We start from the raw sequence: 25,614 nt of genomic DNA, 5'->3' as shown, positions 1-25,614 counted from the left end.
TGTCAATCAACGTAGATGTATCTGACACACCGCTATCGCGAGCAGGCTCACTCCTACAGGGGGATAGTGGCGCGTGCGGAATTCCAGGCATGAAAAAGCCCGCAGCGACGGCGGGCTTTTCAGCAAGACAGCGGCACGCCTCAGATAGGGCGGCTGCCGTACTTGTTGTCCGGCTTCTTCGGAGGATCGGCGACCACATTGGCCTCCACTTCCTGCACTTTTCCGCCGCGCGACAGGAACTCTTCCATGGCCTTGGCCAGGGCGTCGCGCTCCTTGTTCTTGGCTTCAATGCTCGGCAACTCATCAACCGACACCGCAGCCTTGGCTTTGCCTTTGGCAGCCGGAGCCGGCGTATCGTCGCCACCATCGTCGTCAGCAACGTCTTCCGCTGCTGCTTCCAAGCCTTCCTCGGCCTCGTCTTCGTCGCCTACTTCGAGGTCGTCGTTTTCCAGATCATCGTCGCTCATGTTCTACCTCATGACTTGCGAAAAGCAGATTAGTTATAGACCAGCTTTGGCAACTGTCGAAAGTCGCCGTTAAAAAATCAGTAACCATTGGTGACCAACGGTTTATGCCCCTTCACCGTGCAAGGTGGCGAGGACTTTTCGGGCACCGCCATGATCACGGTGCTCGCCCAGATAAACGCCTTGCCAGGTCCCCAGTGCCAGGCGACCTGCCGAAACCGGCAGACTGATCTGGCAACCAAGCACGCTGGCCTTGAAGTGCGCCGGGAGGTCGTCCAGGCCTTCGTCGTTATGCTCATAGCCGTCTGTTCCTTGTGGGATCAGACGATTGAAAAATCGTTCGAAGTCGCGACGTACCGCCGGATCGGCGTTCTCGTTGATGGTCAACGACGCCGAGGTATGCTGCAGCCACAAATGCAACAGACCGACCCGGCACTCCCTGAGTTCAGGCAGCCCCGCGAGTAACTCGTCCGTTACCAGATGAAAGCCCCGGGGCCGAGCCCGCAGGGTTATCAGAGTCTGTTGCCACATACAGTTCTCCGCACGTTCGGGGCGCATTCTAGCGCGCTCTGGGAAAAAACAAAGGCCCTAATATTCCTGCAATGATGTAAGCCATTGGCCGCAGAAAAACGCTCGTCGTAAACACGACCAAAGCCGTACGAAAAATCCTTTCAGCTGTTCTCTCTGCGACAAATTCCAGACAAAAAAATGCCCGGCGAACCGGGCAAGTTTTTTAATGCGCGTACTTACAGGTTGTAGCCGCGTTCGTTGTGTTGTGCCAGATCGAGGCCAACCGACTCTTCTTCCTCGGTCACACGCAGACCCATGACGGCGTCCAGGACCTTGAGGATGATGAAGGTGACGATCGCGGTGTAGATCACCGTGAAGCCCACGCCTTTGACTTGAATCCAGACTTGCGCACCGATGTCGGTGACGGTGCCGAAGCCACCCAGCGCCGGCGCAGCGAACACACCGGTGAGGATCGCGCCGAGGATACCGCCGATACCGTGTACGCCGAAGGCATCCAGGGAATCGTCATAACCGAGTTTGCGTTTCAGGGTGGTGGCGCAGAAGAAGCACACCACGCCTGCAGCCAGACCGATCACCAGTGCGCCCATCGGGCCTACGGTGCCGGCAGCTGGAGTAATCGCTACCAGACCGGCAACCACACCCGATGCGATACCCAGTGCGCTTGGCTTGCCGTGGGTGACCCACTCGGCAAACATCCAGCCCAGTGCCGCAGCAGCGGTGGCAATCTGAGTGACCAGCATCGCCATACCGGCGGTGCCGTTGGCCGCCGCAGCGGAACCGGCGTTGAAGCCGAACCAGCCGACCCACAGCATCGCCGCGCCCATCAGGGTGTAACCGAGGTTGTGCGGGGCCATCGGGGTGGTCGGGAAGCCTTTGCGCTTGCCCAACACCAGGCAGGCAATCAGACCGGCGACACCGGCGTTGATGTGCACCACGGTGCCGCCCGCGAAGTCGAGTACGCCCCAGTCCCACATCAGGCCGCCGTTGCCGGACCAGACCATGTGCGCGATCGGTGCATAAACCAGGGTGAACCAGATAGCCATGAAGATCAGCATCGCGGAGAACTTCATCCGCTCGGCGAACGCACCGACGATCAGCGCCGGGGTGATGATCGCGAAAGTCATCTGGAAGGTGATGAACACCGCCTCAGGGAACAAAGCCGCTGGGCCGGTCAGGCTCGAAGGCGTGACACCGGCGAGGAACGCCTTGCCCATGCCGCCGAAGAACGAGTTGAAGTTGACGACGCCCTGCTCCATGCCGGTGGTGTCGAACGCAATGCTGTAGCCATAAATGACCCACAGGATGCTGATCAGACCGGTAATGGCGAAGCACTGCATCATCACGGAAAGAATGTTTTTCGAGCGAACCATGCCGCCGTAGAACAGCGCGAGGCCCGGGATGGTCATGAACAGCACAAGTGCCGTTGAGGTCAGCATCCAGGCAGTGTCGCCGGAATTGAGGACTGGGGCCGCCACTTCGTCTGCCGCCATTGCAAGGCTTGGCATTACGATGGACAACAGGGCTCCTAGCCCTGCGAATTTACGCAGAGTCATATTGTTTTCTCCTGGGGCGTTGGGGTTTGTGGCGGCGCTTAGATCGCGTCGGTATCGGTTTCGCCGGTACGGATGCGGATCGCCTGTTCCAGATTGACCACGAAGATCTTGCCGTCACCGATCTTGCCGGTGTTGGCCGCCTTGGTTATCGCCTCGATAACCCGATCCAGATCCTTGTCGTCGATGGCCACGTCGATTTTCACCTTGGGCAGAAAATCGACCACATATTCCGCGCCGCGATACAGCTCGGTGTGACCCTTCTGCCGGCCGAAGCCTTTGACTTCAGTAACGGTAATGCCCTGCACGCCGATTTCGGACAGCGACTCGCGCACGTCGTCCAACTTGAACGGCTTGATGATGGCAGTGACTAGCTTCATGAAAACTCTCTCCCGAATTGGTGGACTTGCCCCAGGAAAACAAACCCGACTCAAGTCTAAGCGCAGTGCCTGGCTTTGTAACGCATCGTCGGCCTTACCTGCCCGACTGACGCCAGCTAACCGCTGCCGACGAAACTCCCCGCTCCGTCTGCCGCACTGCATTCGTCACAGCGACTGCATCAGTGCATGGGTCGAAGGTGACTAAGCAGAAACCTTGCCATCTCGCCAAAATCCCCTGATTTCAATCCCTTGGCCGCTGCCGCAAGCCATCCCGTGCAAAACGCCATCCGGATACGCACAACAACGGTGCGTCGCCATCCGTCCGCCTGCGCGAAAAGCGTGCATCCCTGACCACGAGATTGACTATAGACACTGCGTGATACACTGCCGGCCATTGTTTCCAGGACATCCACCATGCTCGCGCCCAAAGACTTCCTCGACGCCCTGAGCGGCACCGCCTCCCGCCTGTTCAGCGGCGACACCCCGCTGCCGAAAGCCGAAATCGAAAGCCAGTTCAAGATGCTGCTGCAGAGTGCCTTCAGCAAACTCGATCTTGTCAGCCGTGAGGAGTTTGATAGTCAGATGGTTGTGTTGGCGCGTACTCGCGCTCGACTTGAGAGTCTCGAAGCCAAAGTCGCCGAGATGGAAGCCAAGCTGACACCGCCCGCTGAATAATCCGCGCCCCCTGTAGGATCTGCCGAAGGCTGCGATCTTTTGATCTCCAGCCCTTCAACCATCCCGGCAACGTCCTACAACCTGCACCACCGCCGTCCGATTGCGCCGAAAAGCCCAGGTTTCTAACCTCACCCGATGCTGAAAGTTCAGCACCGGGTTTGGCGACCCGAACAGCTTAAGGCGCACGACAACCATGATGGCGGCTACATTTACCGTCACATCGTTTCATGGCGGTTGTGCGTGGGAGACCTTCGGGTCTGCCGGGTTCCTTTTGCTCCGGTTCGCCAACCCGCGTACAACTGCCACCCAATCGTTTGGCGACGATTGAGGGCAGCCCCTTAAGCAAGAGGAACTGCTCAATGAATCAAGAAGAGACTTATCTGACCCCGCACATCTTTACCCGCCACAAACTCCCCCTCCACGCCCTCCTCATCCAGAACCAACCCTGGTTCTGCGCCCGAGACCTGAGTCGCCTGCTGCACATCTACCTCAACGAACGCATGCTGCGAAAACTCGACCCCGACCAATACCAAACCCGCAAAACCTTGATCCACAACCAGATCGAAAACGCCCTGCTGATCAGCGAATCCGGCATCTACGCTCTCCTCGTCTACCACTACTGCCCCGAATACCGAGCGCTGCGCGAATGGCTCACCCACCAGGTCATCCCCACCCTGCGCGACGCCCAACACCCCACCACAAGCGAACGTCCACACCTCAGCTTGCTCAGTTGGCCGGACATGACGTTGAGTTTGTTGCACTGGAATAACCAGCCGTGGATTCGGTTACAAGATGTGCCACACATGGTGACGGAGCGAGAGCTGGTAAACCGCACGGTTGTGAACTCATGGTGGAAAAAGGCTCTGCAATTGATCTGAATTTTTGCGCTGCAACCTCACCAAAGGTCATTTCAGCGATACCACTGAAATGACCTTTTTTGTGTCTTCGTTATCTCCACCCCCTACTCCGAAATCCTCCACTCACAGAAGTAACGTCCTACAAAACGCGTCCCCCACGTCTGATTTCGCTGCCCCCTCTCTGCTGGCTATCTTCTGCGACCAGATCCAAACAGATGAAAACAATGAGAAGAAAAGGCAAAGCTACGGATCTTCGTGACCAGACATTCAGATCAAACTCGCGAAAGATCGCCTACAAATTCTTTCTCAAGGACATTGCCCCGAGAATCCCAAATATTGATGCAGCAGCGGTCAAGTTTGAGCCAATTACCCCAGCAGCGATAAAGCAATACTTACTCTGGGAGGGGCCAACAATTTTCCCTTGGGATGACGTTGCAGACTGGAAAAGTAAAGATGCGAAAGGTCTGGATTTGGCGATATGGTACAAACAGATTCTTTGCGGCATGTGCTATGCGACCCCGCGCGCAAGCTCTATCTGCTTAAAGATTGTTCTGTTGGAAGGGCATCCGGATAGGGCGCACCCGCTTCGCGGCAGGATCGCGCCGATTGCTCTGCTTGTCGCAGATCACTATGCGCGAGCGCTAGGATGCAAAGAAATCGAGATTCAGGATCCTGATCCGAATGTTGTTTTTTACTACCGGAAACTGGGGTTCGAATTCGACCAGACCAACCGGCTTGTCATTTCTGTGGACGGTCAATAACATCGAAATCAACAACCCAATCGCACGAGGTGCGTATGAGCCCAAAAAAGCGAAAGGCAAAGCTTCTTCAGATTGTTGAATTACATCTCGAAGCACTCCGGTTGGCTGGGGATATGTCAGCCAACCAACGGCGATTTATTGAAGTTGCTGTTACATGTGGGCCAGAGCTTGAGCCAAGCGGCCCGCTGGCCGGTAGAAGATCCTGAGTCAAAAATAAAAAGGCGTCCATAGGACGCCTTTTTGTGTTTGGAGGAGTAGTCGCAGCGATTCTTTAGCTCCTGGCTTTGCAGCCTTGGGTTCAGAATCCGACGAGCTAGCCCGTCGTCACTACTTCAGAGAAACCAGCTTTCTCTGCTGCCAAAAATGCGGGGGAGCTTTTGCTGGTGCCCAGTCCCGACGAATGCGCAGTTGCAGTCCTCGAACGGGATGATCCGTCAATGCCGGGCGAGAGTCAACGCTCCAATTCAGGCAAGCAGTGACAGCCCATCGGGTCTTGATACGTCTTGTAAACCTCTATTTCAGCACTGAAACCCGGCTCAACTACCCTTCAAAAACCCGCAGGAAGCGGCTCCCCGATTCAGCTCAAGGAACGACCATGTCCCTCTCCATCGTCCACAGTCGCGCCCAGATTGGCGTGGAAGCCCCCGCTGTCACCGTCGAAGTCCATCTGGCCAACGGTCTGCCGTCGCTGACCATGGTCGGGCTGCCCGAGGCGGCTGTGAAGGAGAGCAAGGATCGGGTGCGCAGCGCGATCATCAATTCCGGGCTGCAGTTTCCGGCGCGGCGGATCACCTTGAACCTGGCGCCGGCGGATCTGCCCAAAGATGGCGGGCGGTTTGATCTGGCGATTGCCTTGGGGATTCTGTCGGCGAGCGTGCAGGTACCGTGTCTGACGCTGGATGATGTGGAATGTCTGGGAGAGTTGGCATTGTCCGGCGCAGTAAGGGCGGTGCGCGGGGTTTTGCCGGCAGCGTTGGCCGCGCGCAAGGCGGGTCGTGCGCTGGTGGTGCCGCGGGCGAATGCCGAGGAGGCGTGTCTGGCCTCTGGACTGAAGGTGTTTGCGGTGGATCATCTGCTGGAGGCGGTGGCACATTTCAATGGGCATACACCGGTTGAGCCGTATGTGTCTGACGGGCTGATGCATGCCAGCAAACCTTATCCCGACTTGAATGAAGTGCAGGGGCAAGTGGCGGCGAAACGGGCATTGCTGATTGCTGCTGCGGGTGCCCATAACCTGCTGTTCAGTGGGCCGCCGGGAACGGGTAAGACATTGCTGGCCAGCCGATTACCGGGACTGTTGCCGCCGCTGGCCGAGAGTGAAGCGCTGGAGGTTGCGGCGATTCAATCTGTCGCCAGCGGCGTGCCGTTGACCCATTGGCCACAGCGGCCGTTTCGCCAGCCGCACCATTCCGCATCCGGCCCGGCACTGGTCGGGGGCAGCTCAAAACCGCAACCCGGCGAGATTACCCTCGCCCACCACGGCGTGCTGTTTCTCGATGAGTTGCCGGAGTTTGATCGCAAGGTGCTGGAGGTGCTGCGCGAGCCGCTGGAGTCCGGGCATATCGTGATTGCCCGTGCCAAGGATCGCGTGCGCTTTCCGGCACGCTTTCAACTGGTGGCGGCGATGAATCCCTGTCCCTGTGGATATCTTGGCGAGCCGAGCGGCAAGTGTTCGTGCACGCCGGACATGGTGCAGCGCTATCGCAACAAGCTGTCGGGACCGTTGCTGGATCGGATCGACTTGCACCTGACAGTGGCGCGAGAAGCGACGGCGTTGAACCCGCAGGTAAAGCCGGGAGAAGACAGCGCCAGCGCCGCAGCATTGGTGGCCGAGGCACGCGAGCAACAGCAAAAGCGTCAAGGCTGCGCCAACGCGTTTCTCGATCTGCCAGGACTGAAAAAACACTGCAAGTTATCCACAGCCGATGAGAAATGGCTGGAATCAGCGTGTGAACGGCTGACGTTATCGCTGCGCTCAGCACACCGGCTACTCAAGGTCGCCCGCACTCTGGCAGACCTTGAGCAAGTCGATGCAATCAAACGCGAACACTTGGCCGAGGCGCTGCAATATCGGCCGGCGACGCCTTAATGCTCGGTCAGATCAACCAGCGGCGTCTGCCGCACTTCGGTGTCGCGCCCCGCCTGAATCTCGGTCACACGCTTCAAGGCCTTATCCACAGCACCTTTGTCCGCGAGCAGGCTGTAGCTGATCTGGAACTGTTTGTGTTCTTTCGGTGCAATGGTCGGCACCAGATTCAGCGGACGCTGATAGCGGCGGTTGTAAGAAAAACTGGTGCCAGGTTCCAGCCCCGTGACATAGCCCTGCCCTCGGGTGTCAGTGTTTTTCCACAGGGAAAACACCGGCAACTGCTGGGTATTGAAGCCAACAGAAACACCGAGGCTGCCGGCCTTGTTATGCAGAACAGTCAGGGTTTTGCCTTTGGCGTCGGCATAGGGCACGACGTTGTAGACGGTTTCGTCGTAGTCCTTGGTCGGTGCGCGGTAGGTCTGCCAGTCTGGCAAATCACCCTTGGCCTTGTCGTTGAACGGCGACACCTGTTTCACCGGAGCGGCAAATCGTGCGCCTTGCTCGAGGAACGGCGTACTGAAGTTGCTGTGATACAGCGCCTGGTATTCCTTCGGATAATCGCCGTTGTTGGTCAGCGTATCGTTGAGGGCGAACCGCACGCTGCCGGGCTCGGTGACCAGTTCCGTGACCACCGAGAAATCGACTTTCTTGAAGGCTTGCTCTTTCAGCTCGCCGCGCAGACTGATGGCGTACGGTGGCTTTTCGTCGATGTGCAGCGTGACGGTACTGGCCGGAATGTTGGCGGCGCGTCCGTGCAGGGTCAGCAGTTCGCCATTGTCCATGCCGGGATGGCCGACCCATTCGTAACCGCAGCGGGCGACCAGCTCATTGAAGCCTTCCAGCCAACCCAGCCCACCGCGTCCGTTGAGCTCGATAAAGGACGGGTTGACCACGTCCTTGACCGGCGAATCCCACCCCATGCGCACATTGCCGACAGAGGCTTGCAAGACATTCATGCCTCGGGTTGGCACCACCGAGAGTTTCATCGTGCCGTTATCGATATCAACAATGCTGACGCCTTCCTGCCGCCCACCGTGCAACGTACGCAGGCTTACGGAGAAGGGTTTGTCGGTTTTCACCCCGAGCTGTTCACTGGTGATGCTCCAGTTTTGCGCGGGCTTGTTGGTATCGAGAAGGACGTAATCCCAGGCCATGGCGTGGGAAGCAGCAGTGAAAGCGCCGAGGGCGACGGCGAGTTTGAGCGGGGTCATGGCAGCAGCCTTTATTGGAGTTGTGCCATTTTTATAGCGCTGCGGAAACGTTTCAGCAAGTATGAAAGATCAAGAGTTCGAGTGTTTTATCCAAGATTGGCAGTGAGGCGATCGCGAGCAGGCTCACTCCTACAGGGATCTTCAGTGATCACAAACATTGCGACCAACCGATACACCTGTAGGAGTGAGCCTGCTCGCGATAGCGATTTCAGCTATCCATCAACGGAAGCGATCAACCTCGGAACGCAAATCCGCCGCCAGTTTCTCCAGCTCTTTAGCCGTAACAGCCAGGTTCGACACAACCTCACGCTGCTCACTGTTGGCCAACGCAATGCTCTGCAAATTACTGCTCAACAACGTCGCGGTGCTGCTCTGCTCCTGAGTCGCCGTGGTAATCGCGGCAAACTGCTGCCCCGCCGAACGGCTCTGCTCGTCAATACGCGCCAGCGCCGAGGCGACATTGGCGTTGCGCGACAAGCCTTCCTGCATCAGCACATTGCCCTGCTCCATGGTGCTGATCGCGTTGCCGGTTTCCTGCTGGATGCTGTGAATCATGCTGGAAATTTCATCCGTCGCCTGACGAGTACGCGAGGCCAGGCTGCGCACTTCATCAGCTACCACGGCAAAGCCGCGACCTTGTTCGCCGGCGCGGGCCGCCTCGATTGCAGCGTTGAGCGCAAGCAAATTGGTCTGTTCAGCAATCGAAGTAATCACGCCAACGATGCCGCCGATTTCCTGCGAACGCTGACCGAGGGTGTTGATCACGGTGGCGGTGCTGTTCAGGGCGCCAGCGATTTGCTCCAGCGAGGACGACGCTTCTTCCATCGAGCTGCGGCCAATCTGGGTTTGCTGGGCATTTTCCTGTGCCAGACGCTGGGTTGCGCCCATGTTGTCGGCAATGTTCAGCGAGGTCGCGCTGAACTCTTCCACCGCACCCGCCATGCTAGTGATTTCGCCGGACTGCTGCTCCATGCCTTCATAGGCACCGCCGGACAAACCGGACAGGGCCTGGGCACGGCTGTTGACCTCTTCCGAAGAGCGGCGGATATGCTCAACCATGGTCGACAGTGCCTGGCTCATCTGGTTGAACGCACGAGACAACTGACCGATTTCATCGTTGCTCGATACGTTCAGGCGCACGCTCAGATCACCGGCGCCCAAGGCCTCGGCCTGACGCACCAGATCACTCAATGGTGCGAGCTTGCTACGCAGCAGCCAGACCACCGAACCGACCGCCAACAACATCGCCAACAGACTACCAATGGCCAGTTGCGTACCGACGCTCCAGGTCACTGCACGGATTTCGGCTTTCGGCATGCTCGCCACCACCGACCACGGCCCGCCGTCGAACGGTACGGCAACGCTGTAGAAATCCTCGGATTTGTCAGCCCAGAACTGACCTTTGCCCGGCGTCTTGGCCAGACCAGTGATCACTGGAATCGACTGATCCAGCGCCTGCACACCGGCTGGCGCGACCAGCCATTTGCTCTGCTCGTCGAGCAGCGCCAGCGAGCCGGTCTGACCGATGCGGAAACGCTTGAGGTTATCGAACTGAGCGTTCTGCGCGTCGGTGTAATCGAAACCAACGAACAGCACCGCAATCACCTTGCCGCTGCCATCGCGCACCGGGGTGTATTGGGTCATGTAGGAGCGCTCGAACAACAAGGCACGACCGACGTAGCTTTGTCCTGCCATCAGCTTCGCGTAGGCCGGGTGCGCGTGGTCGAGCAAGGTGCCAATGGCGCGAGTGCCATCCTGCTTGGTCAGCGAGGTGCTGACCCGTACGAAGTCTTCGCCGCTGCGCACGAACAGCGTGGCGACGCCGGCGGTCATCTGCTTGAACTCGTCGACTTCCTTGAAGTTGTTGTTCAAGACTTCGCTGCCCAGGTGCAAGCCCGGGGTCTGGGTGCCGGCGACTGTCACCGGTTCACTCGGGTGAATGCTCAGACCCGCGCTGAAGCGCTTCTCGAATAGCCCGCTCAGGCGCTGGGTACTTTCACGCAGCGTGCCGTGAAAGGTGCTCAGTTGGTCGGCCAGCAGCCGCGCCTCACTGGCCAGATGCTCTTCACGGGTGGCGAGGTTGGCCGAATCCAGCGAACGCAGGGCGAACACCGTACTGCCACTGATAACTATCGCCAGTATCACAGCGAGCGCGAGGCCCAGCTGCGAGGCGATCCGAGCGCGAGGTTGAGACATGGACAGCTCCTGGCCGAGCCACGGGATCCTCCTTGATCTCGACTCGGATAATTTTCTAATAGTGGGGGTGAATCGTGGATACCGGCACGACGGTTCCACTTGCTCATAGTCGGCGGCAAAACCGAATACTTGAGCGCGCAACGTGGGTATGGCGCAAGGCCGCCATTGTGGCGGCTCGAACGTTTCAGCTCAAGCGCTCAACCGCCGGCAGCTCCATGGCGCGGACTTCGCCTTGCAGGAAGTCACTGAGACGGCGCAAACGTTCACCGCCCGGACGGGTTTTTGGCCACACCAGGTAATAATTCAGTCCGCTGGCGACGGCCGTCGGCCATGGCAGGCTCAGTCGTCCTTGCGCCACATCTTCGGCGACCATCAGCAGATCGCCCATCGACACCCCGTAACCGCGAGCCGCCGCGATCATGCCCAACTCCAGCGTATCGAACACCTGCCCGCCTTTGAGTGACACCTGCTCAGACAACCCCATATGTTCCAGCCAACTGCGCCAATCGCGACGATCCGGCGTCGGGTGAAGTAATTCGGTGCAGGCCAGCCGAGCCAGATCCCACGGTTGATCATTCAGCAGGTTCGGCGCCCCCACTGGAATAAGCTCTTCAGGAAACAGCAGGCTGGCCTCCCAGTCCGGCGGAAAATGCCCGTCACTCAACAGCACTGCGCAGTCGAACGGCTCATCGTTGAAGTCCACCGAATCCACATCCATCCAGGCGCTGGTCAGTTGCACTTCGTTGCCCGGTTGCAAATGGCGGAAGCGACTGAGCCGCGCCAACAGCCAGCGCATGGTCAGGGTCGACGGGGCCTTCATGCGCAAGATGTCGTCCTCGGCGCGCAAGGTATTACAGGCCCGCTCAAGCGCCCCAAACCCTTCGCGGATTCCCGGCAACAGTAAACGCGCCGCTTCAGTCAACTGCAGATTGCGCCCGCTGCGATGAAACAGCCGACAGGCGAAGTGATCTTCCAGGGTGCGAATATGCCGACTCACTGCACTCTGGGTAATCGACAGTTCCTCGGCAGCCCGGGTGAACGAACTGTGTCGCGCCGCTGCTTCAAATGCGCGCAGGGCATACAAGGGAGGAAGACGACGAGACATGCAGAAAGCTCCTACAGCGGGATGCAGCCGACGTGAAAGAATTTGCTCAAGATGAGTTTTAATCATGCCACCCATCCTTTTTATCCCTTTGTGCAAAGCCTGCCAAGCGCCGAGAATCCTCGATCTCCTGTTCCCTCTGAAAATCGAGTGGTGATGACCATGCAGCATCCTGTGCGTACCGAACTCTGGGCCATTCTGCGGCTGTCCGGGCCGTTGATTGCTTCACAGTTGGCGCACATGTTGATGGTGCTGACCGACACCCTGATGATGGCGCGCATCAGCCCCGAAGCACTGGCCGGCGGCGGTCTGGGCGCGGCGAGCTATTCGTTCGTGTCGATCTTCTGCATCGGCGTGATCGCAGCCGTCGGCACGCTGGTGGCGATCCGTCAGGGCGCAGGCGACATTCTGGGCGCTGCACGCCTGACCCAAGCAGGGTTGTGGCTGGCGTGGCTAATGGCGCTGGGTGCCGGATTATTGCTGTGGAATCTGAAACCGGTGTTGCTGCTGTTCGGCCAGACCGAAACCAACGTCAACGCTGCCGGGCAATTCCTGATCGCCCTGCCCTTCGCCCTGCCCGGCTACCTGAGCTTCATGGCCCTGCGCGGCTTCACCAGCGCAATTGGCCGGGCGACACCGGTGATGGTCATCAGCCTCGGCGGCACAGTGGCTAACTTTCTGCTCAATTACGCGCTGATTACCGGCATGTTCGGCCTGCCGAAACTGGGGTTGATGGGGATCGGGCTGGTCACAGCGATTGTCGCCAACTGCATGGCGCTGGTGCTGGCTTGGCATATTCGCCGGCATCCAGCCTACGACGCTTATCCGTTGCGCGCGGGCCTGTCGCGGCCCAATCGGCAATACCTGAAGGAACTGTGGCGCCTCGGCCTGCCGATTGGCGGCACCTACGCGGTGGAAGTCGGGCTGTTTGCCTTCGCAGCGCTGTGTATGGGCACCATGGGCAGCACGCAAATGGGCGCGCACCAGATTGCCCTGCAGATCGTTTCGGTAGCGTTCATGGTGCCAGCCGGTATGTCGTATGCGATCACCATGCGTATCGGCCAGCATTACGGCGCCGGTCAGTTGCTGGATGCACGCATGTCGGGCCGGGTCGGCATCGCGTTCGGCGCGGTGGTGATGCTGGCGTTTGCCATGGTGTTCTGGCTGTTGCCGAATCAGTTGGTCGGCTTGTTCCTCGACCATAACGATCCGGCGTTTGCCGAGGTGATCCGCTTGGCCGTGAGCCTGCTGGCCGTGGCGGCGTGGTTCGAGTTGTTCGACGGCACGCAGACGATTGCCATGGGCTGCATTCGTGGCCTCAAGGATGCGAAAACCACGTTTCTGGTCGGGCTCGCCTGCTATTGGCTGATCGGTGCGCCGGCGGCGTGGTGGATGGCGTTCCACCTCAACTGGGGGCCGACAGGCGTCTGGTGGGGCCTGGCGTTGGGGTTGGCGTGTGCGGCGGTGAGTTTGACGCTGGCGTTTGAATGGAAGATGAAGCGGATGATTCGGCTGGAGCCGCAATCTCGGGGCTTCAACGTCCCTCAGCCTGAATGAAGTTCCCCTGTGGGAGCGAGCTTGCTCGCGAAAGCGGTGTACCTGACATATGTATATTGAATGTGTCGCAGCCTTCGCGAGCAAGCTCGCTCCCACAGGGTTATGTGCTCAGCTTACGATTTCGAGGGCTGACTGTTGGCTTGAGCCGTAAGTCAGGTACTCAACCAGTTCCGCCAACGGCAACGGCCGGCTGATCAGATAACCCTGCACCTGATCGCAACCAAACCCGCGCAGCAGTTCCAGTTGCTCCGGCGTCTCGACCCCTTCCGCGACCACTTCCAGATGCAGGTTGTGCGCGAGATTGATCATCGCATGCACCAGTTTGCGGTTCTCCTCACGCTGCTCCATGCCACCGACAAAGCTCTTGTCGATTTTCAGCAAGGTGATCGGCAGGCTGTTGAGGTGCACGAACGAGGAAAACCCGGTGCCGAAGTCATCCAGCGAGAAACGCACACCGAGGCGGCCGAGGGCGTCCATGGTCTGCTTGACCAGATCGCTGCGGCGCATCACTGCGGTTTCGGTCAGTTCAAACTCCAGCCACTGCGCTTCAACACCGCGCTCAGCAATCAAGCGACTAAGCGTCGGTAACAACTGACTGTCCTGAAACTGGCGGAACGACAGGTTGATCGCCATGTGCAGCGCCGGCAATCCGCGTTCGCGCAGCGCCTGCATATCGCGCAGCGCCCGGGAAATCACCCAGTAACCCAACGGCACGATCAAACCACTCTGCTCGGCCAGTGGCACGAACTCGCTCGGCGGCAGCAGGCCGCGCTCGCTGTGACGCCAACGTACCAACGCTTCGAGGCCGACAATCTGGCCATCCTGCATGTTCAGACGGGGCTGGTAATGCAGCTCCAGCTCATCGCGGCGCAAAGCCCGGCGCAGCTCGCTTTCCAGATCAGCCATGCTCCGCGCATTGCGGTTGATGCGTTCGTTGAAGATATGAAAGGTGCAGCCCTGCGTACTCTTCGCCTGCTGCATGGCGATGTGCGCGTGCCACATCAGCGGGTCGGCGCCGCCCTGCGCACGGGCATGGGCGATGCCAAGACTGGAGCCGATCAGCAGGCTCTCGCCATCGACCCAATACGGTTCGGCGAGCGCTTCGGTGATGCGTTCGGCCATCCACTCGGCGCGTTGTGGCGCACGACGGGTGTCGATCAGCAGAGCGAATTCGTCGCTGCCCAATCGCGCCAGTTGATCACCAGCCTCCAACTGACTTTTCAGCCGCGCGACAACCTGCAAGATCAAGCGATCGCCCGCCTGATGACCCAGCGCGTCGTTGGCGTGGCGGAAGTTGTCGAGATCGAGATGCCCGAGGGCCACGCCACGCCCGTCGTTTTCCGCGAGGCGCGCGGCGAGCAAGGTCTGGAAGCCCTGACGGTTGGCGATGCCGGTCAGCGGATCCTGTTCGGCGAGGCGCTGCAGGGTGTTTTCGAGAACGCCGCGTTCGCGCACATGGCGCAGGCAACGGCGCAGCATGCCGGCGTCGAGGGCATCGAATACCAGCCAGTCACTGACACCAACCGGCGCGGTGTCCGGCTCGTGTTCCAGCAGCAATACCGTCGGCAGGCTGCAACGGCCCGGTGCCGGTTGCAATGCCGGAAGGGTCAACAACACCGCATTGCGGTTGTCTTCGAACAGACTGCTGACCGAGTCCCAGCTCGGCGCGCTGATCAGCACCGCCGCGCTGCCCATTGGAGCCAGACACTCACGCAATAACGCTGTCCACGCTGGCTCTTCGGCCAGTAGCAGCAAACGCAAGGGTTCGACAGGCGTAGACAAGCTAGCTCCCTAGACTCTGCAAAGATGTGGGCGGGGCATTATGCCGTTGCGATGTTCAATGACCAAATGACAACGGTTATCAAAACGTTATTTTGTGTCACGAATGAGTACATTAGCCGCAAAATCACCGCGCATCCTCCGCGAAAGTAACAAAACCGGCAAATTTGAATCGCGCGGTACGTCACAAGTCGGAGAGAGCAGCACAATTCTCTGAGCCTGTTAAAATGCCGGCCCATTTCGTCAACGACTCCCGAATTTTCGTATGTCCCGACTCAATCCCCGGCAGCAAGAAGCCGTGAACTACGTCGGCGGCCCTCTATTGGTGCTCGCCGGTGCTGGCTCCGGCAAGACCAGCGTGATCACGCGCAAAATCGCGCACCTGATCCAGAACTGCGGCATTCGCGCCCAGTACATCGTCGCCATGACCTTTACCAACAAGGCTGCGCGCGAGATGAAAGAGCGGGTCGGCACCCTGCTGCGGGCCGGCGAAGGGCGTGGCCTGACGGTCTGCACCTTCCACAACCTGGGTCTCAACATCATCCGCAAGGAACACGCGCGGCTGGGCTACAAACCCGGTTTCTCGATCTTTGACGAGACCGATGTAAAAGCGCTGATGACCGACATCATGCAGAAGGAATACGCAGGCGAGGACGGCGTCGACGAGATCAAGAACATGATCGGCGCCTGGAAAAACGACCTGATCCTGCCGCCTCAGGCGCTGGAGAACGCGCGTAATCCCAAGGAACAGACTGCCGCCATCGTCTACACCCACTATCAGCGCACGCTGAAAGCGTTCAACGCGGTGGACTTCGACGATCTGATCCTGCTGCCGGTAAAACTCTTCGAAGAACACGCCGATATTCTCGAAAAGTGGCAGAACAAGGTACGTTACCTGCTGGTCGACGAATATCAGGACACCAACGCCAGCCAATACCTGCTGGTGAAAATGCTCATCGGCACGCGCAACCAGTTCACCGTGGTAGGTGACGACGACCAGTCGATCTACGCCTGGCGCGGCGCGCGGCCGGAAAACCTGATGTTGCTCAAGGACGACTATCCGTCCTTGAAAGTGGTGATGCTCGAACAGAACTACCGCTCGACGAGCCGTATCCTGCGCTGCGCCAACGTGCTGATCTCGAACAACCCGCACGAATTCGAAAAGCAGCTGTGGAGCGAGATGGGCCACGGCGACGAGATCCGCGTGATCCGCTGCCGCAACGAGGACGCCGAAGCCGAGCGCGTGGCCATGGAAATCCTCAGCCTGCACTTGCGTACCGACCGCCCGTACAGCGATTTTGCGATCCTCTATCGCGGTAACTATCAGGCCAAGCTGATCGAGCTGAAGCTGCAGCACCATCAGGTGCCGTACCGCTTGAGCGGGGGCAACAGCTTCTTCGGCCGCCAGGAAGTGAAAGACCTGATGGCCTACTTCCGCCTGATCGTCAACCCGGATGACGACAACGCCTTTCTGAGGGTGATCAACGTGCCGCGCCGGGAAATCGGCTCGACTACTTTGGAAAAACTCGGCAACTACGCCACCGAACGCAAGATCTCGATGTACGCCGCCACCGACGAAATCGGTCTGGGCGAACATCTGGACAGCCGTTTCACCGATCGCCTGTCGCGCTTCAAGCGTTTCATGGACAAAGTGCGCGAGCAGTGTGCCGGCGAAGACCCAATCTCCGCGCTGCGCAGCATGGTCATGGACATCGACTACGAGAACTGGCTGCGTACCAACAGCTCCAGCGACAAGGCTGCCGATTATCGGATGAGCAACGTCTGGTTCCTGATCGAAGCGTTGAAAAACACCCTCGAGAAGGACGAAGAAGGCGAAATGACCGTCGAGGACGCCATCGGCAAACTCGTTCTGCGCGACATGCTCGAACGTCAGCAGGAAGAAGAGGACGGCGCCGAAGGCGTGCAGATGATGACCTTGCACGCGTCCAAGGGTCTGGAATTTCCGTACGTGTTCATCATGGGCATGGAAGAGGAAATCCTCCCGCACCGTTCCAGCATCGAAGCCGACACCATCGAAGAAGAACGCCGCCTGGCCTACGTGGGCATCACCCGCGCGCGCCAGACCCTGGCATTCACCTTCGCCGCCAAGCGCAAGCAGTACGGCGAGATCATCGACTGCGCGCCGAGCCGCTTCCTCGATGAGCTGCCGCCGGACGATCTGGCCTGGGAAGGCAACGACGACACACCGACCGAAGTCAAAGTCGTGCGCGGCAATAGCGCATTGGCTGATATACGCGCGATGTTAAAGCGCTAGAATTGACCACTTTTTTTACTAGACCTTCGGCGCACAAAGCGCCAAAAGAGGACAGCTTCATGGAAGCATTGCAGCAGAAAATCCGCGAACAAGGCATTGTGCTTTCCGACCAGGTCCTGAAGGTCGACGCCTTCCTGAACCACCAGATCGACCCGGCCCTGATGAAGCTGATCGGCGACGAATTCGCCACGCTGTTCAAGGATTCGGGCATCACCAAGATCGTCACCATCGAAGCCTCGGGCATCGCCCCGGCGATCATGACCGGTCTGAACCTCGGCGTGCCGGTGATCTTCGCCCGCAAGCAACAGTCCCTGACCCTGACGGAAAACCTGCTGTCGGCGACCGTTTACTCGTTCACCAAAAAGACCGAAAGCACCGTGGCCATCTCCCCGCGTCACCTGACCAGCAGCGACCGCGTGCTGATCATCGACGACTTCCTGGCCAACGGTAAGGCCTCGCAAGCACTGATCTCGATCATCAAACAGGCCGGCGCCACCGTGGCCGGCCTGGGCATCGTCATCGAGAAGTCGTTCCAGGGCGGCCGCGCCGAACTGGATTCGCAGGGCTACCGCGTTGAATCGCTGGCTCGGGTGAAATCGCTGACAGGTGGCGTGGTCACCTTCATCGAGTAACCGCTGAAAGCCGCAAGCTCACCGCAATACCTGTGGGAGCGAGCTTGCTCGCGAAGGCGTAGTGTCCGTCGATATATTTTTTGACTGATCCAATCGCCTTCGCGAGCAAGCCCGCTCCCACAGGTAAGTCTCAAGCCTTCGACAAATCCATTCTGTACCCCGCCCCAGGCACTCCTTCATGCATCGCAGCTTGAATATCCGCGTACAAGGCATTCGCCTCGCCGGTAGTAATCGAGCGCGAACAATCCCTTAGCACCACATGCAAAAGCACGTTCTCCTGACCCGGCAACATTCCGAGTCGCTCAATGGCTTGCGCCGGTAAATCCGAACGCTGCCAACGCCCCTTGATTCGCATCTCCTCAATCCATCCAGAACAATCCCCTGCCGCCTGCAACATCCTCTCGGTCAATACCTCTTCACTCAATCCCGGCGTTACCGCCAACGAGATATCGCGGGCAATCGACGGCAAACGAGATACCGCAGTCCAAGGATCCAGATCATGCATCTGCGCCTGCACGCGCACATTCTGATCACGCAACAAACGAATATCAGGAATGCCTTTACGCAACATCGTCAGGCGATCCAGCCCCGTCCCTAAAGCCAGCCCGCCATGGCGCAGAGGATCAATCTGCAAACGCTGCAATAGCGACTTTGCGATACGCCCGCACTCTAGAACCTCAACCGACACGCCATCATTCAACACATTCACTTCAATCCCGCCCTCGGTGTAGTGATGTGGACTATCGCTATAAACCCAGGATTTTTCAGGAACGGCCGACTGCAAAATATCGCCAACAAGACGCAGCAAATGCTCATGGGATGCCAGTTCTGGATCGCCCAATACCCAAATGTCCATTTGGTGCGGCTCGGCGCAATGCCAACGATCTCGGCTATCACGCCTGAAGGTAATGCCTGGCGCTGCCAGCAAAATGGTTTGTCCCGGCTGACGAACCTCGGCGACCCGCTGAAGCGCCGCAGGTATTTGGCTGGTGGTCTGTGTTCGCAAAAGCGAATGCTCATCAACCCAACGTGTGTGCTCACTGCCGAGGGTAATTTCTGCCGGGTCGTAACCCAGCAAACCGTAGTTTTCTTCGGCGGACACAATCCTTGGCCCAACCTGCAACTGCGCTCGGGGCCAGCCCTTTTCTTCGAGTCCCTGAAGGACCTCATTCAGTAATAGTCGGACAGCGTGATCAGGGTGGCTCTTTTCGGTTAAGTCAGTGAGGAGTAAGGCTTGGTGGACAGCTACATCTGTCAGGTATTTCTTTGATATATGCACTTTGCGCCCCTGTATTTATGGTTGGCATGAGCCCCAAAAAACAAAGCCCATAAATAAAACCTAACCAGACAAGACCTCTCACCACAATTTAAAAATATTAAATTTACAACTTTCAGATTAAGCCTACAGACGCAATCCGCTTAAATAACCGAACCACCCACCTCACAAAACAAGACAGACGAAATGATTCTTAAAAAGCAAAAATAATTATTTAACACGATCTCAAACTTATGCATTAATCCGCTCACTCCCATACAACATGGGGGACCACAACAAAATCAGCAAAAGGACAATAAAATGCAAACTGAAAAAACCATAAAAGAAAATCTTAATCGAATCACTTCTGGCCCGGACAATTTCGGGTGGGCACCGTTAGCCTGGGCGCATACTGAAGATTAATTGAAAGCACCGCGCGGCAACCGCCCTTGCCGCGCACTTCAGAATAAGGAGGGTTTTATGTCACCGCCAAATATAGCGTCGACGCTCTTCAATCATGAAGAATTTTCGATTATCGCCGACTCGAACGAATTCCTTAGAGAATGCGAGCTTTGGGGATTCGCGACGGTCAATATTGCTCAGTTAGAGACGTTTCCAAAAAACAGCATCGTTTTTTCTTTCAGCAACGAAGCTGCAAAATTAACATTTGAGATCGCAAAAAAAACGGAGCGGAAAAAAATCATCTTTTGCGCGACCCAAGTATTCGAACCATCCTTAGCCGCCGCGCTTTACAGCCTAAGGCTTCTGATGGACAGCGATTTTCAGCAATCGCTCTGCTCGCAGCGAGCTGTATTGAATATGCTTAATTCCCATCAGACCTTTTCGTTATCTGGCAACGAATCCAATGCAACCGTAACTATTCTTCCCCATGCACAGCCTTATGCATTGCTTGGCGAAGATGTGACCGAAAATTTCGTGCAGTCCGTCGCAGAATTCTTTGAAGTTCATTACGCACATATGAACCCATTAGAGCCCTGCCCTTTTATATTCTCAGGCACGTTGAATATTTCCGGAATACTGACTGTACTCAGAAAGCCTAACCCCGAGTTGCCTGCCGGTGTGAAAACATCTCTAAGATGGCTAAGCGATCGAATATCAAACGAAGATACTTTGCTAACAATAGAAGAAAACAATATAACCTCACTAAGAATAAATAACGAAGAACATATAAAACTTCTGGATCTGGCTGCGGGCAAACGCGGACTGAAACTTACGGAATTTGCCATCGGTGTTAACGAATCCATCTCGAATAAAATCGATTACAAAATCAACTCCCAAATGAACGAGGGAATCAGCGGTGTTCATTTAGCTATTGGTGATGGTTCCTCTGGCTACCACATAGATTTTCTTAGCCCATCCGTGAGCGTCCATCCAACTCATTCGCTAGAATGCGCTTAATATGTAGGAGTGAGCCTGCTCGCGATAGCGTAGTGTCAGTCGGTATATTCGTCGGCTGAAACACCGCCATCGCGAGCAGGCTCACTCCTACAGTTGTTTTGGGTCAGGCAGTTATTGGATGGTGGCTTTCAGGCCGGTGAGGAGCAGGCGTTGGAAGAGGTCTTCTTTCAGGCCTTCCGGGTGGGTGAGTTGCATGCGCTCAAGGTGTTCGGGGTAGAGCGATGCTTCGGGGGCGTCGAGGGCTGCTTTGCCGAGTTCGAGGATTTCGGTGAGTTTGAATTTGCTTTTTAGCCAGTTCAGCGCACGCAATAGATCCCTTTCGATCGCGGTGAAATCACAGCCCAGCGGGTATTCCGGAAAGAGGTTTTTGTGCCGTGCGGCGATCGCCTGCAAACGCTGTGGCGTGTTGTCGGCAAAGCGTGGGTCGAGGCGGAAATCTTTTGGCAGTTTGCCGACCTTTTGCGCTTGCTCGATCAGGCCCTGCTGGAAGCGCGAGTCACTGATGTTCAGCAGCGATTCGATCACTACGGCATCGGTTTTACCGCGCAGATCAGCGATGCCGTATTCGGTCACGACGATATCGCGCAGGTGCCGTGGGATCGTGCAATGGCCGTATTCCCAGACGATGTTGGAACTGACGTCGCCACCGGACTCACGCCAACTGCGCAGAATCAGAATCGAACGGGCATCGTGCAGCGCGTGCCCTTGCGCGACGAAGTTGTACTGCCCGCCGACTCCGCTGAGCACGCGCCCGTCTTCTAGTTGATCCGCCACGCCGGCGCCGAGCAAGGTCATGGTGAACACGGTGTTAATGAAGCGCGCATCCAGGCGCTGCAAGCGCTTGAGCTCTTCCTGCCCATACAGTTCGTTGATGTAGCTGATACGGGTCATGTTGAATTCGAGGCGTTTGCTCTGCGGTAACTCGCGCAGGCGCTCGTAGAAACTGCGCGGGCCGAGGAAGAAGCCGCCGTGCACCGAGATGCCGTCAGTCTGCGCGGCCTCGTCGAGGGTGCCGGCGTTGGCCTGTTCCTGCGTCGGCACATCGGGGTAGACCTTGCGCCGGATGATGCCGGCATCTGCCAGCACCAGCAGACCGTTGACGAACATTTCGCTGCAACCGTAGAGGCCTTTGGCGAACGGCCCGGTGCCGCCCTCGCGGTTGATCAATTGCGCCCATTGGCTGAGGTTGATGTCGTCGAGCAACGCCTTATAACCGGCGTTATCCGCCTGACGTGCAAGCAGCGCAGCGGTCAGCGCATCGCCCATCGAGCCGATGCCGATCTGCAACGTACCGCCGTCGCGCACCAGCGCACTCGCGTTCAAGCCAATGAAATGATCCTGAAACCCCACTGGCATGTTCGGCGTGGAAAACAGCGTGCTGCTGTCCTTGGCGTCGATCAGCAGGTCGAAGGTGTCGATATCGACTTCGGCATCACCGGGCATGTACGGCAGATCCGTGTGTACCTGGCCGACCAGCAGAATCGTCTCCCCGGCGACCCGGCGCTTGGCGATCATCGGCAACAGGTCGAGGGTGATGTCCGGGTTGCAGCTCAGACTCAGGCGATCCGGGTGTTCGCTGCTGCTGGCGAGCAATTGCGCCACCAGATTCAGGCCGGCGGCGTTGATGTCGCGGGCGGCGTGGCTGTAGTTGCTGCTGACGTAATCCTGCTGGGCCGGCGCGCTGTTGAGCAGGCTGCCGGGTTGCATGAAGAACTGTTCGATGCGGATATTGGCGGGCAGGCTGTCGCGGTGCAGGTCGGCGAGGAAATCGAATTCCGGGTAATCACCGAAGACGCGTTCGACGAAGGGTTCGATGAAGCGCTTTTGCAAGCCATCGCCCAACGCCGGGCGGCCGAGGCACAGTGCGGTATAGATCGTCAGTTGCCGCTCGGGCAGGCTTTTGATCCGCCGGTACAGCGCGTTGACGAAGTGATTGGGCTTGCCCAGGCCCAGCGGCATGCCCATGTGGATGTGCGCCGACAAGCGTGCCAGCACGTCGTCCACTGCCTGTTCGATCGAACACAACTGCACCATCTGAAGCCTCCTGCCCGTTCCGTGAATAGGGGTAGACCGAGCTTGCCTTGAGTTTGCTGCAAAGAACAGCTTCAGAGTGAGTGTGCGCTGTTCTCGAAATGTTTTCCGACTCGAAATTGTTGCCCTCACCCTAACCCTCTCCCAGAGGTAGAGGGGACTGATTGGGGGATATTGGAAAGGTACGCCGACGTGAACCTGCTTTGCCGAATCCATAATCGACTTGATGTTTCAGGTCGATGCCGGACGAAAGACATCACGGTCGGCTCCCTCTCCCTCCGGGAGGGAGAGGGGACTGAATGGGGGATATTGGGGAGGTATGCCGACGTGAAATAACTTTGCTGAATCCATAATCGCTAAGGTCTTTCAGGTCGATGTATAGCGAAAGACACCTCGGTCGGTCCCCTCTCCCTCCGGGAGAGGGCTGGGGTGAGGGGCTCTTGAATCGCAGGCACAAAAAAACCGTCCGAAGACGGTTTTTTTCGTCAGAAGCGCGGCTTATTTCAGGCCGGACATTTTCTCGATTGCGCCTTTCAGGTCGGCGTCGGAGCAGTCAGCGCAGGTGCCTTTAGGCGGCATGGCGTTGATGCCGGTGATGGCCTTGGCGAGGATGCCGTCGAGGCCGCCCTGGTGATCGGCGCGTTCCTTCCAGGCGGCGGTGTCGCCGATTTTCGGCGCGCCTAAAAGGCCGGAGCCATGGCACGCGTTGCAATGTTTGGCAATGATTGAGTCTGGAGTCTTGGCATCACCGCCGCCGGCAGTCGCAGCCACTTCCATCCCTTTACATTCCTGCCCCTGTACACACACCTGGCCAACCGGCTCGAGGCGTTTGGCAATGTCGTCATTCGTCGCAGCTTGAGCGCTGACAGCCCAGAGGGCCAGTACGGTTGCTGGTGCAGCCAGCATTTTCATAATTAGATTCACGCGTTCACCCTCAATGGTGGCTATTCACGCCTGCGGCCACGGTTCGCAGGCGGGCGGAAGTATAGCGGGTAGCCCGTCACACTGAAACAACCCCATAGTCGAAGGGGTTATACCGCACGGTAGAAAAACTGTCCGGGTGCCTTTGCCGTAATGGCCTGGCGCCTCTTTGTTAAAAATTCGCCGGCGTGGCTGCGCTGATTAGTCGCGCAGGCGCGTCGAACGGATTACGGAAACGATGCGGCTTGGTACTTTCAAAGTAGTAGCTGTCGCCGGCTTCGAGAATAAAAGTTTCCAGACCCACCACCAGTTCCAGACGACCTTCCACCAGAATCCCGGTTTCTTCGCCTTCATGGGTGAGCATTTCTTCGCCAGTATCGGCGCCCGGAGGGTAGATTTCATTGAGGAAAGCGATAGCGCGACTGGGGTGCGCGCGGCCGACCAGTTTCATGGTCACGGCGCCGTCGGAAATGTCGATCAGCTCGTTGGCCTTGTAGACGATCTGGGTCGGGACTTCCTGCAGGATTTCTTCGGAAAAGAACTCGACCATGGACATGGGGATGCCGCCCAGTACCTTCCTCAGCGAACTGATCGAAGGACTGACGCTATTCTTTTCGATCATCGAAATGGTGCTGTTGGTGACGCCCGCGCGTTTGGCGAGTTCACGCTGGGAAAGCCCTTTGAGCTTGCGGATCGATTGCAGTCGTTCACCGACGTCCAAGGCGGGAGCCTCCTGATGTTGTAAGAATATTGAGCGTTATCATGGCGACAGCGTTCAGTATTTACAACACTTGGCCCCCGCAGTGGCGTCAACCCTCGGAATAGAGCCTTGGCACTCGACGCAGGTTGCAGAAGATCTGGTACGGAATGGTGTCCGCCCACTGCGCCACTTCGCTGGCGAGGATGTTTTTGCCCCACAGCTCGACGCTCGAACCAAGGCCTGCTTCAGGCACATCGGTGAGATCGATGCAGAGCATGTCCATCGACACGCGACCGAGAATGCGACTGCGTTTACCCGCCACCAAAACCGGCGTACCGGTCGGCGCCTGACGCGGGTAGCCGTCGGCGTAACCCATGGCGACCACACCGATGCGCATCGGTTTGTCGGTGATGAATTTGGCGCCGTAGCCGATCGGCTCGCCAGCCGGCAGTTCGCGTACGCAGATGACTTTCGATTCGAGGGTCATCACCGGTTGCAGGCGATCAGCCACGGCGTTGGCTTCTTCGAACGGAGTCGCGCCGTAAAGCATGATGCCCGGACGCACCCAGTCACTGTGGATCTTGGGCCATCCGAGCACGGCCGGCGAGTTGCGCAAGCTGACTTCCGCCGCCAGGCCCTGACGCGCCGCTTCAAACACCGCGACCTGCTCGGTGCTGCTCTGCGCGTGCAGTTCATCGGCGCGGGCAAAGTGGCTCATCAACACAATCTTTGCCACTTTGCCGCTGGCCAGCAGACGCTGGTAAGCCGCCGGATAATCCTTTGGATGTAGACCGACGCGGTGCATGCCCGAATCGAGCTTCAGCCAAACAGTGATCGGTTTGCTCAGTGCCGCCTGCTCGATCGCTTCGAGCTGCCACAGCGAATGCACCACCGTCCAGAAATCATGCTCGACGATCAACGCCAGCTCATCGGCCTCGAAGATCCCTTCCAGCAACAACACCGGCGCACGAATACCCGCGGCGCGAAGCTCCAGAGCCTCCTCGATGCAGGCCACGGCAAAACCGTCGGCCTCGGCTTGCAGCGCCTGCGCGCAACGCACCGCGCCATGGCCATAGGCGTCCGCCTTGATCACGGCAAGCGCCTTGGCGCCGGTGACTTCGCGGGCAATTCGGTAGTTGTGGCGCAGGGCTTCTAGGTCGATCAGGGCACGGGCAGGACGCATGGCGGCAGACTTCTAGGCGGTCATGGGAAGAAAAACCGGCGCCGAC

At 58.1% G+C, this 25,614-nt stretch carries 21 protein-coding genes; 8 read left to right on the top strand and 13 right to left on the bottom strand.

Annotated elements, in window-relative coordinates; genetic code table 11:
• Positions 1–140: 140 nt before the first annotated feature.
• From sutA to glnK, 4 genes are all read right to left on the bottom strand, one after another.
• A complete protein-coding gene (sutA, locus tag ACW9IR_RS04780) occupies positions 141–467 on the bottom strand; it encodes a transcriptional regulator SutA (RefSeq protein WP_007920420.1) in 327 nt (108 codons plus the stop codon).
• A gap of 102 nt (positions 468–569) precedes the next feature.
• Complete coding sequence (locus tag ACW9IR_RS04775) at positions 570–995, bottom strand: secondary thiamine-phosphate synthase enzyme YjbQ (RefSeq protein WP_007920418.1); 426 nt, start codon at positions 993–995, stop codon at positions 570–572.
• 215 nt (positions 996–1,210) lie between these two features.
• The gene (locus tag ACW9IR_RS04770; RefSeq protein WP_038359173.1) at positions 1,211–2,548 is read right to left on the bottom strand and encodes an ammonium transporter; all 1,338 of its coding nucleotides are present in this window, start codon (positions 2,546–2,548) and stop codon (positions 1,211–1,213) included.
• A gap of 38 nt (positions 2,549–2,586) precedes the next feature.
• Positions 2,587–2,925 carry a P-II family nitrogen regulator gene (gene glnK, locus ACW9IR_RS04765; protein ID WP_002555808.1) on the bottom strand — a complete coding sequence of 113 codons (339 nt, stop codon included), beginning with the start codon at positions 2,923–2,925 and terminating at the stop codon, positions 2,587–2,589.
• Between the two features lie 414 nt (positions 2,926–3,339).
• Here glnK and ACW9IR_RS04760 point away from each other — a divergent pair, with 414 nt between their 5' ends.
• The 4 genes from ACW9IR_RS04760 to ACW9IR_RS04745 all read left to right on the top strand — a co-directional run bounded on the left by ACW9IR_RS04760 (position 3,340) and on the right by ACW9IR_RS04745 (position 7,307).
• Positions 3,340–3,600 carry an accessory factor UbiK family protein gene (locus ACW9IR_RS04760; RefSeq protein WP_007920416.1) on the top strand — a complete coding sequence of 87 codons (261 nt, stop codon included), beginning with the start codon at positions 3,340–3,342 and terminating at the stop codon, positions 3,598–3,600.
• Positions 3,601–3,959: 359 nt separating this feature from the next.
• Positions 3,960–4,478, top strand: coding sequence for a BRO-N domain-containing protein (locus ACW9IR_RS04755; RefSeq protein WP_457461912.1), 519 nt, complete (start codon positions 3,960–3,962; stop codon positions 4,476–4,478).
• A 194-nt stretch (positions 4,479–4,672) separates the two neighbouring features.
• Positions 4,673–5,218 carry an N-acetyltransferase gene (locus ACW9IR_RS04750; protein ID WP_311196972.1) on the top strand — a complete coding sequence of 182 codons (546 nt, stop codon included), beginning with the start codon at positions 4,673–4,675 and terminating at the stop codon, positions 5,216–5,218.
• A 595-nt stretch (positions 5,219–5,813) separates the two neighbouring features.
• The gene (locus ACW9IR_RS04745; RefSeq protein ID WP_102901439.1) at positions 5,814–7,307 is read left to right on the top strand and encodes a YifB family Mg chelatase-like AAA ATPase; all 1,494 of its coding nucleotides are present in this window, start codon (positions 5,814–5,816) and stop codon (positions 7,305–7,307) included.
• On the opposite strand, the gene ACW9IR_RS04740 is transcribed toward ACW9IR_RS04745, so the two are convergent.
• From ACW9IR_RS04740 to ACW9IR_RS04730, 3 genes are all read right to left on the bottom strand, one after another.
• Positions 7,304–8,518, bottom strand: coding sequence for an aldose 1-epimerase family protein (locus ACW9IR_RS04740; protein WP_457461909.1), 1,215 nt, complete (start codon positions 8,516–8,518; stop codon positions 7,304–7,306). The genes ACW9IR_RS04745 and ACW9IR_RS04740 overlap by 4 nt on opposite strands.
• A 219-nt stretch (positions 8,519–8,737) precedes the next feature.
• The gene (locus ACW9IR_RS04735; protein ID WP_110718108.1) at positions 8,738–10,714 is read right to left on the bottom strand and encodes a methyl-accepting chemotaxis protein; all 1,977 of its coding nucleotides are present in this window, start codon (positions 10,712–10,714) and stop codon (positions 8,738–8,740) included.
• 184 nt (positions 10,715–10,898) lie between these two features.
• The gene (locus tag ACW9IR_RS04730) at positions 10,899–11,819 is read right to left on the bottom strand and encodes a LysR substrate-binding domain-containing protein (protein ID WP_102901442.1); all 921 of its coding nucleotides are present in this window, start codon (positions 11,817–11,819) and stop codon (positions 10,899–10,901) included.
• Between the two features lie 153 nt (positions 11,820–11,972).
• Between ACW9IR_RS04730 and ACW9IR_RS04725 the strand changes: the two genes are divergently transcribed.
• Entirely contained in the window at positions 11,973–13,373 is a 1,401-nt protein-coding gene (locus ACW9IR_RS04725; RefSeq protein ID WP_180988139.1) for a NorM family multidrug efflux MATE transporter, read from the top strand.
• Positions 13,374–13,481: 108 nt separating this feature from the next.
• Here the strand turns inward: ACW9IR_RS04725 and ACW9IR_RS04720 are convergent, their stop codons facing one another.
• Positions 13,482–15,155, bottom strand: coding sequence for a putative bifunctional diguanylate cyclase/phosphodiesterase (locus tag ACW9IR_RS04720; RefSeq protein WP_457461906.1), 1,674 nt, complete (start codon positions 15,153–15,155; stop codon positions 13,482–13,484).
• A gap of 262 nt (positions 15,156–15,417) precedes the next feature.
• Between ACW9IR_RS04720 and rep the strand changes: the two genes are divergently transcribed.
• Both rep and ACW9IR_RS04710 read left to right on the top strand, forming a co-directional pair.
• Positions 15,418–17,427, top strand: a complete 2,010-nt coding sequence (gene rep, locus ACW9IR_RS04715; RefSeq protein ID WP_201236314.1) for a DNA helicase Rep — start codon at positions 15,418–15,420, stop codon at positions 17,425–17,427.
• A 59-nt stretch (positions 17,428–17,486) separates the two neighbouring features.
• On the top strand, positions 17,487–18,059 hold the full coding sequence (locus tag ACW9IR_RS04710; protein WP_064116416.1) for a xanthine phosphoribosyltransferase: 573 nt from the start codon (positions 17,487–17,489) through the stop codon (positions 18,057–18,059).
• Between the two features lie 130 nt (positions 18,060–18,189).
• On the opposite strand, the gene srmL is transcribed toward ACW9IR_RS04710, so the two are convergent.
• Positions 18,190–19,338: a PheS-related mystery ligase SrmL gene (srmL, locus tag ACW9IR_RS04705; RefSeq protein ID WP_457461904.1), complete on the bottom strand. Its 1,149-nt coding sequence runs from the start codon at positions 19,336–19,338 to the stop codon at positions 18,190–18,192.
• A gap of 456 nt (positions 19,339–19,794) precedes the next feature.
• On the opposite strand from srmL, the gene ACW9IR_RS04700 reads away from it, so the two are divergent.
• Positions 19,795–20,733: a hypothetical protein gene (locus ACW9IR_RS04700; RefSeq protein ID WP_457461902.1), complete on the top strand. Its 939-nt coding sequence runs from the start codon at positions 19,795–19,797 to the stop codon at positions 20,731–20,733.
• Positions 20,734–20,844: 111 nt separating this feature from the next.
• Here ACW9IR_RS04700 and ACW9IR_RS04695 read toward each other — a convergent pair whose 3' ends face one another.
• From ACW9IR_RS04695 to alr, 4 genes are all read right to left on the bottom strand, one after another.
• Positions 20,845–22,767 carry an acetyl-CoA hydrolase/transferase C-terminal domain-containing protein gene (locus tag ACW9IR_RS04695; protein WP_457461900.1) on the bottom strand — a complete coding sequence of 641 codons (1,923 nt, stop codon included), beginning with the start codon at positions 22,765–22,767 and terminating at the stop codon, positions 20,845–20,847.
• Between the two features lie 495 nt (positions 22,768–23,262).
• Positions 23,263–23,676 (bottom strand): c-type cytochrome, encoded by a 414-nt coding sequence (locus ACW9IR_RS04690; RefSeq protein WP_102901447.1) that lies wholly within the window; start codon positions 23,674–23,676, stop codon positions 23,263–23,265.
• A 181-nt stretch (positions 23,677–23,857) separates the two neighbouring features.
• Complete coding sequence (locus tag ACW9IR_RS04685; protein ID WP_007920393.1) at positions 23,858–24,406, bottom strand: cupin domain-containing protein; 549 nt, start codon at positions 24,404–24,406, stop codon at positions 23,858–23,860.
• Between the two features lie 88 nt (positions 24,407–24,494).
• On the bottom strand, positions 24,495–25,568 hold the full coding sequence (gene alr, locus ACW9IR_RS04680; RefSeq protein WP_457461898.1) for an alanine racemase: 1,074 nt from the start codon (positions 25,566–25,568) through the stop codon (positions 24,495–24,497).
• Between the last annotated feature and the right edge of the window lie 46 nt (positions 25,569–25,614).

This window comes from Pseudomonas sp. SDT291_1_S447, assembly GCF_054070155.1.
This window is presented reverse-complemented; position numbering and strand designations above follow the sequence as displayed.

Excerpts from the sequence above, each read along its gene's own strand:
- alr (WP_457461898.1), bottom strand. The coding sequence starts at position 25,568 with ATGCGTCCTGCCCGTGCCCTGATCGACCTAGAAGCCCTGCGCCACAAC.
- ACW9IR_RS04730 (WP_102901442.1), bottom strand. The coding sequence starts at position 11,819 with ATGTCTCGTCGTCTTCCTCCCTTGTATGCCCTGCGCGCATTTGAAGCA.
- ACW9IR_RS04755 (WP_457461912.1), top strand. The coding sequence starts at position 3,960 with ATGAATCAAGAAGAGACTTATCTGACCCCGCACATCTTTACCCGCCAC.
- rep (WP_201236314.1), top strand. The coding sequence starts at position 15,418 with ATGTCCCGACTCAATCCCCGGCAGCAAGAAGCCGTGAACTACGTCGGC.
- ACW9IR_RS04710 (WP_064116416.1), top strand. The coding sequence starts at position 17,487 with ATGGAAGCATTGCAGCAGAAAATCCGCGAACAAGGCATTGTGCTTTCC.
- ACW9IR_RS04750 (WP_311196972.1), top strand. The coding sequence starts at position 4,673 with ATGAAAACAATGAGAAGAAAAGGCAAAGCTACGGATCTTCGTGACCAG.
- ACW9IR_RS04770 (WP_038359173.1), bottom strand. The coding sequence starts at position 2,548 with ATGACTCTGCGTAAATTCGCAGGGCTAGGAGCCCTGTTGTCCATCGTA.
- sutA (WP_007920420.1), bottom strand. The coding sequence starts at position 467 with ATGAGCGACGATGATCTGGAAAACGACGACCTCGAAGTAGGCGACGAA.
- ACW9IR_RS04740 (WP_457461909.1), bottom strand. The coding sequence starts at position 8,518 with ATGACCCCGCTCAAACTCGCCGTCGCCCTCGGCGCTTTCACTGCTGCT.
- ACW9IR_RS04700 (WP_457461902.1), top strand. The coding sequence starts at position 19,795 with ATGTCACCGCCAAATATAGCGTCGACGCTCTTCAATCATGAAGAATTT.
- ACW9IR_RS04725 (WP_180988139.1), top strand. The coding sequence starts at position 11,973 with ATGACCATGCAGCATCCTGTGCGTACCGAACTCTGGGCCATTCTGCGG.
- ACW9IR_RS04735 (WP_110718108.1), bottom strand. The coding sequence starts at position 10,714 with ATGTCTCAACCTCGCGCTCGGATCGCCTCGCAGCTGGGCCTCGCGCTC.
- ACW9IR_RS04775 (WP_007920418.1), bottom strand. The coding sequence starts at position 995 with ATGTGGCAACAGACTCTGATAACCCTGCGGGCTCGGCCCCGGGGCTTT.
- glnK (WP_002555808.1), bottom strand. The coding sequence starts at position 2,925 with ATGAAGCTAGTCACTGCCATCATCAAGCCGTTCAAGTTGGACGACGTG.
- ACW9IR_RS04760 (WP_007920416.1), top strand. The coding sequence starts at position 3,340 with ATGCTCGCGCCCAAAGACTTCCTCGACGCCCTGAGCGGCACCGCCTCC.
- ACW9IR_RS04690 (WP_102901447.1), bottom strand. The coding sequence starts at position 23,676 with ATGAAAATGCTGGCTGCACCAGCAACCGTACTGGCCCTCTGGGCTGTC.
- ACW9IR_RS04745 (WP_102901439.1), top strand. The coding sequence starts at position 5,814 with ATGTCCCTCTCCATCGTCCACAGTCGCGCCCAGATTGGCGTGGAAGCC.
- ACW9IR_RS04695 (WP_457461900.1), bottom strand. The coding sequence starts at position 22,767 with ATGGTGCAGTTGTGTTCGATCGAACAGGCAGTGGACGACGTGCTGGCA.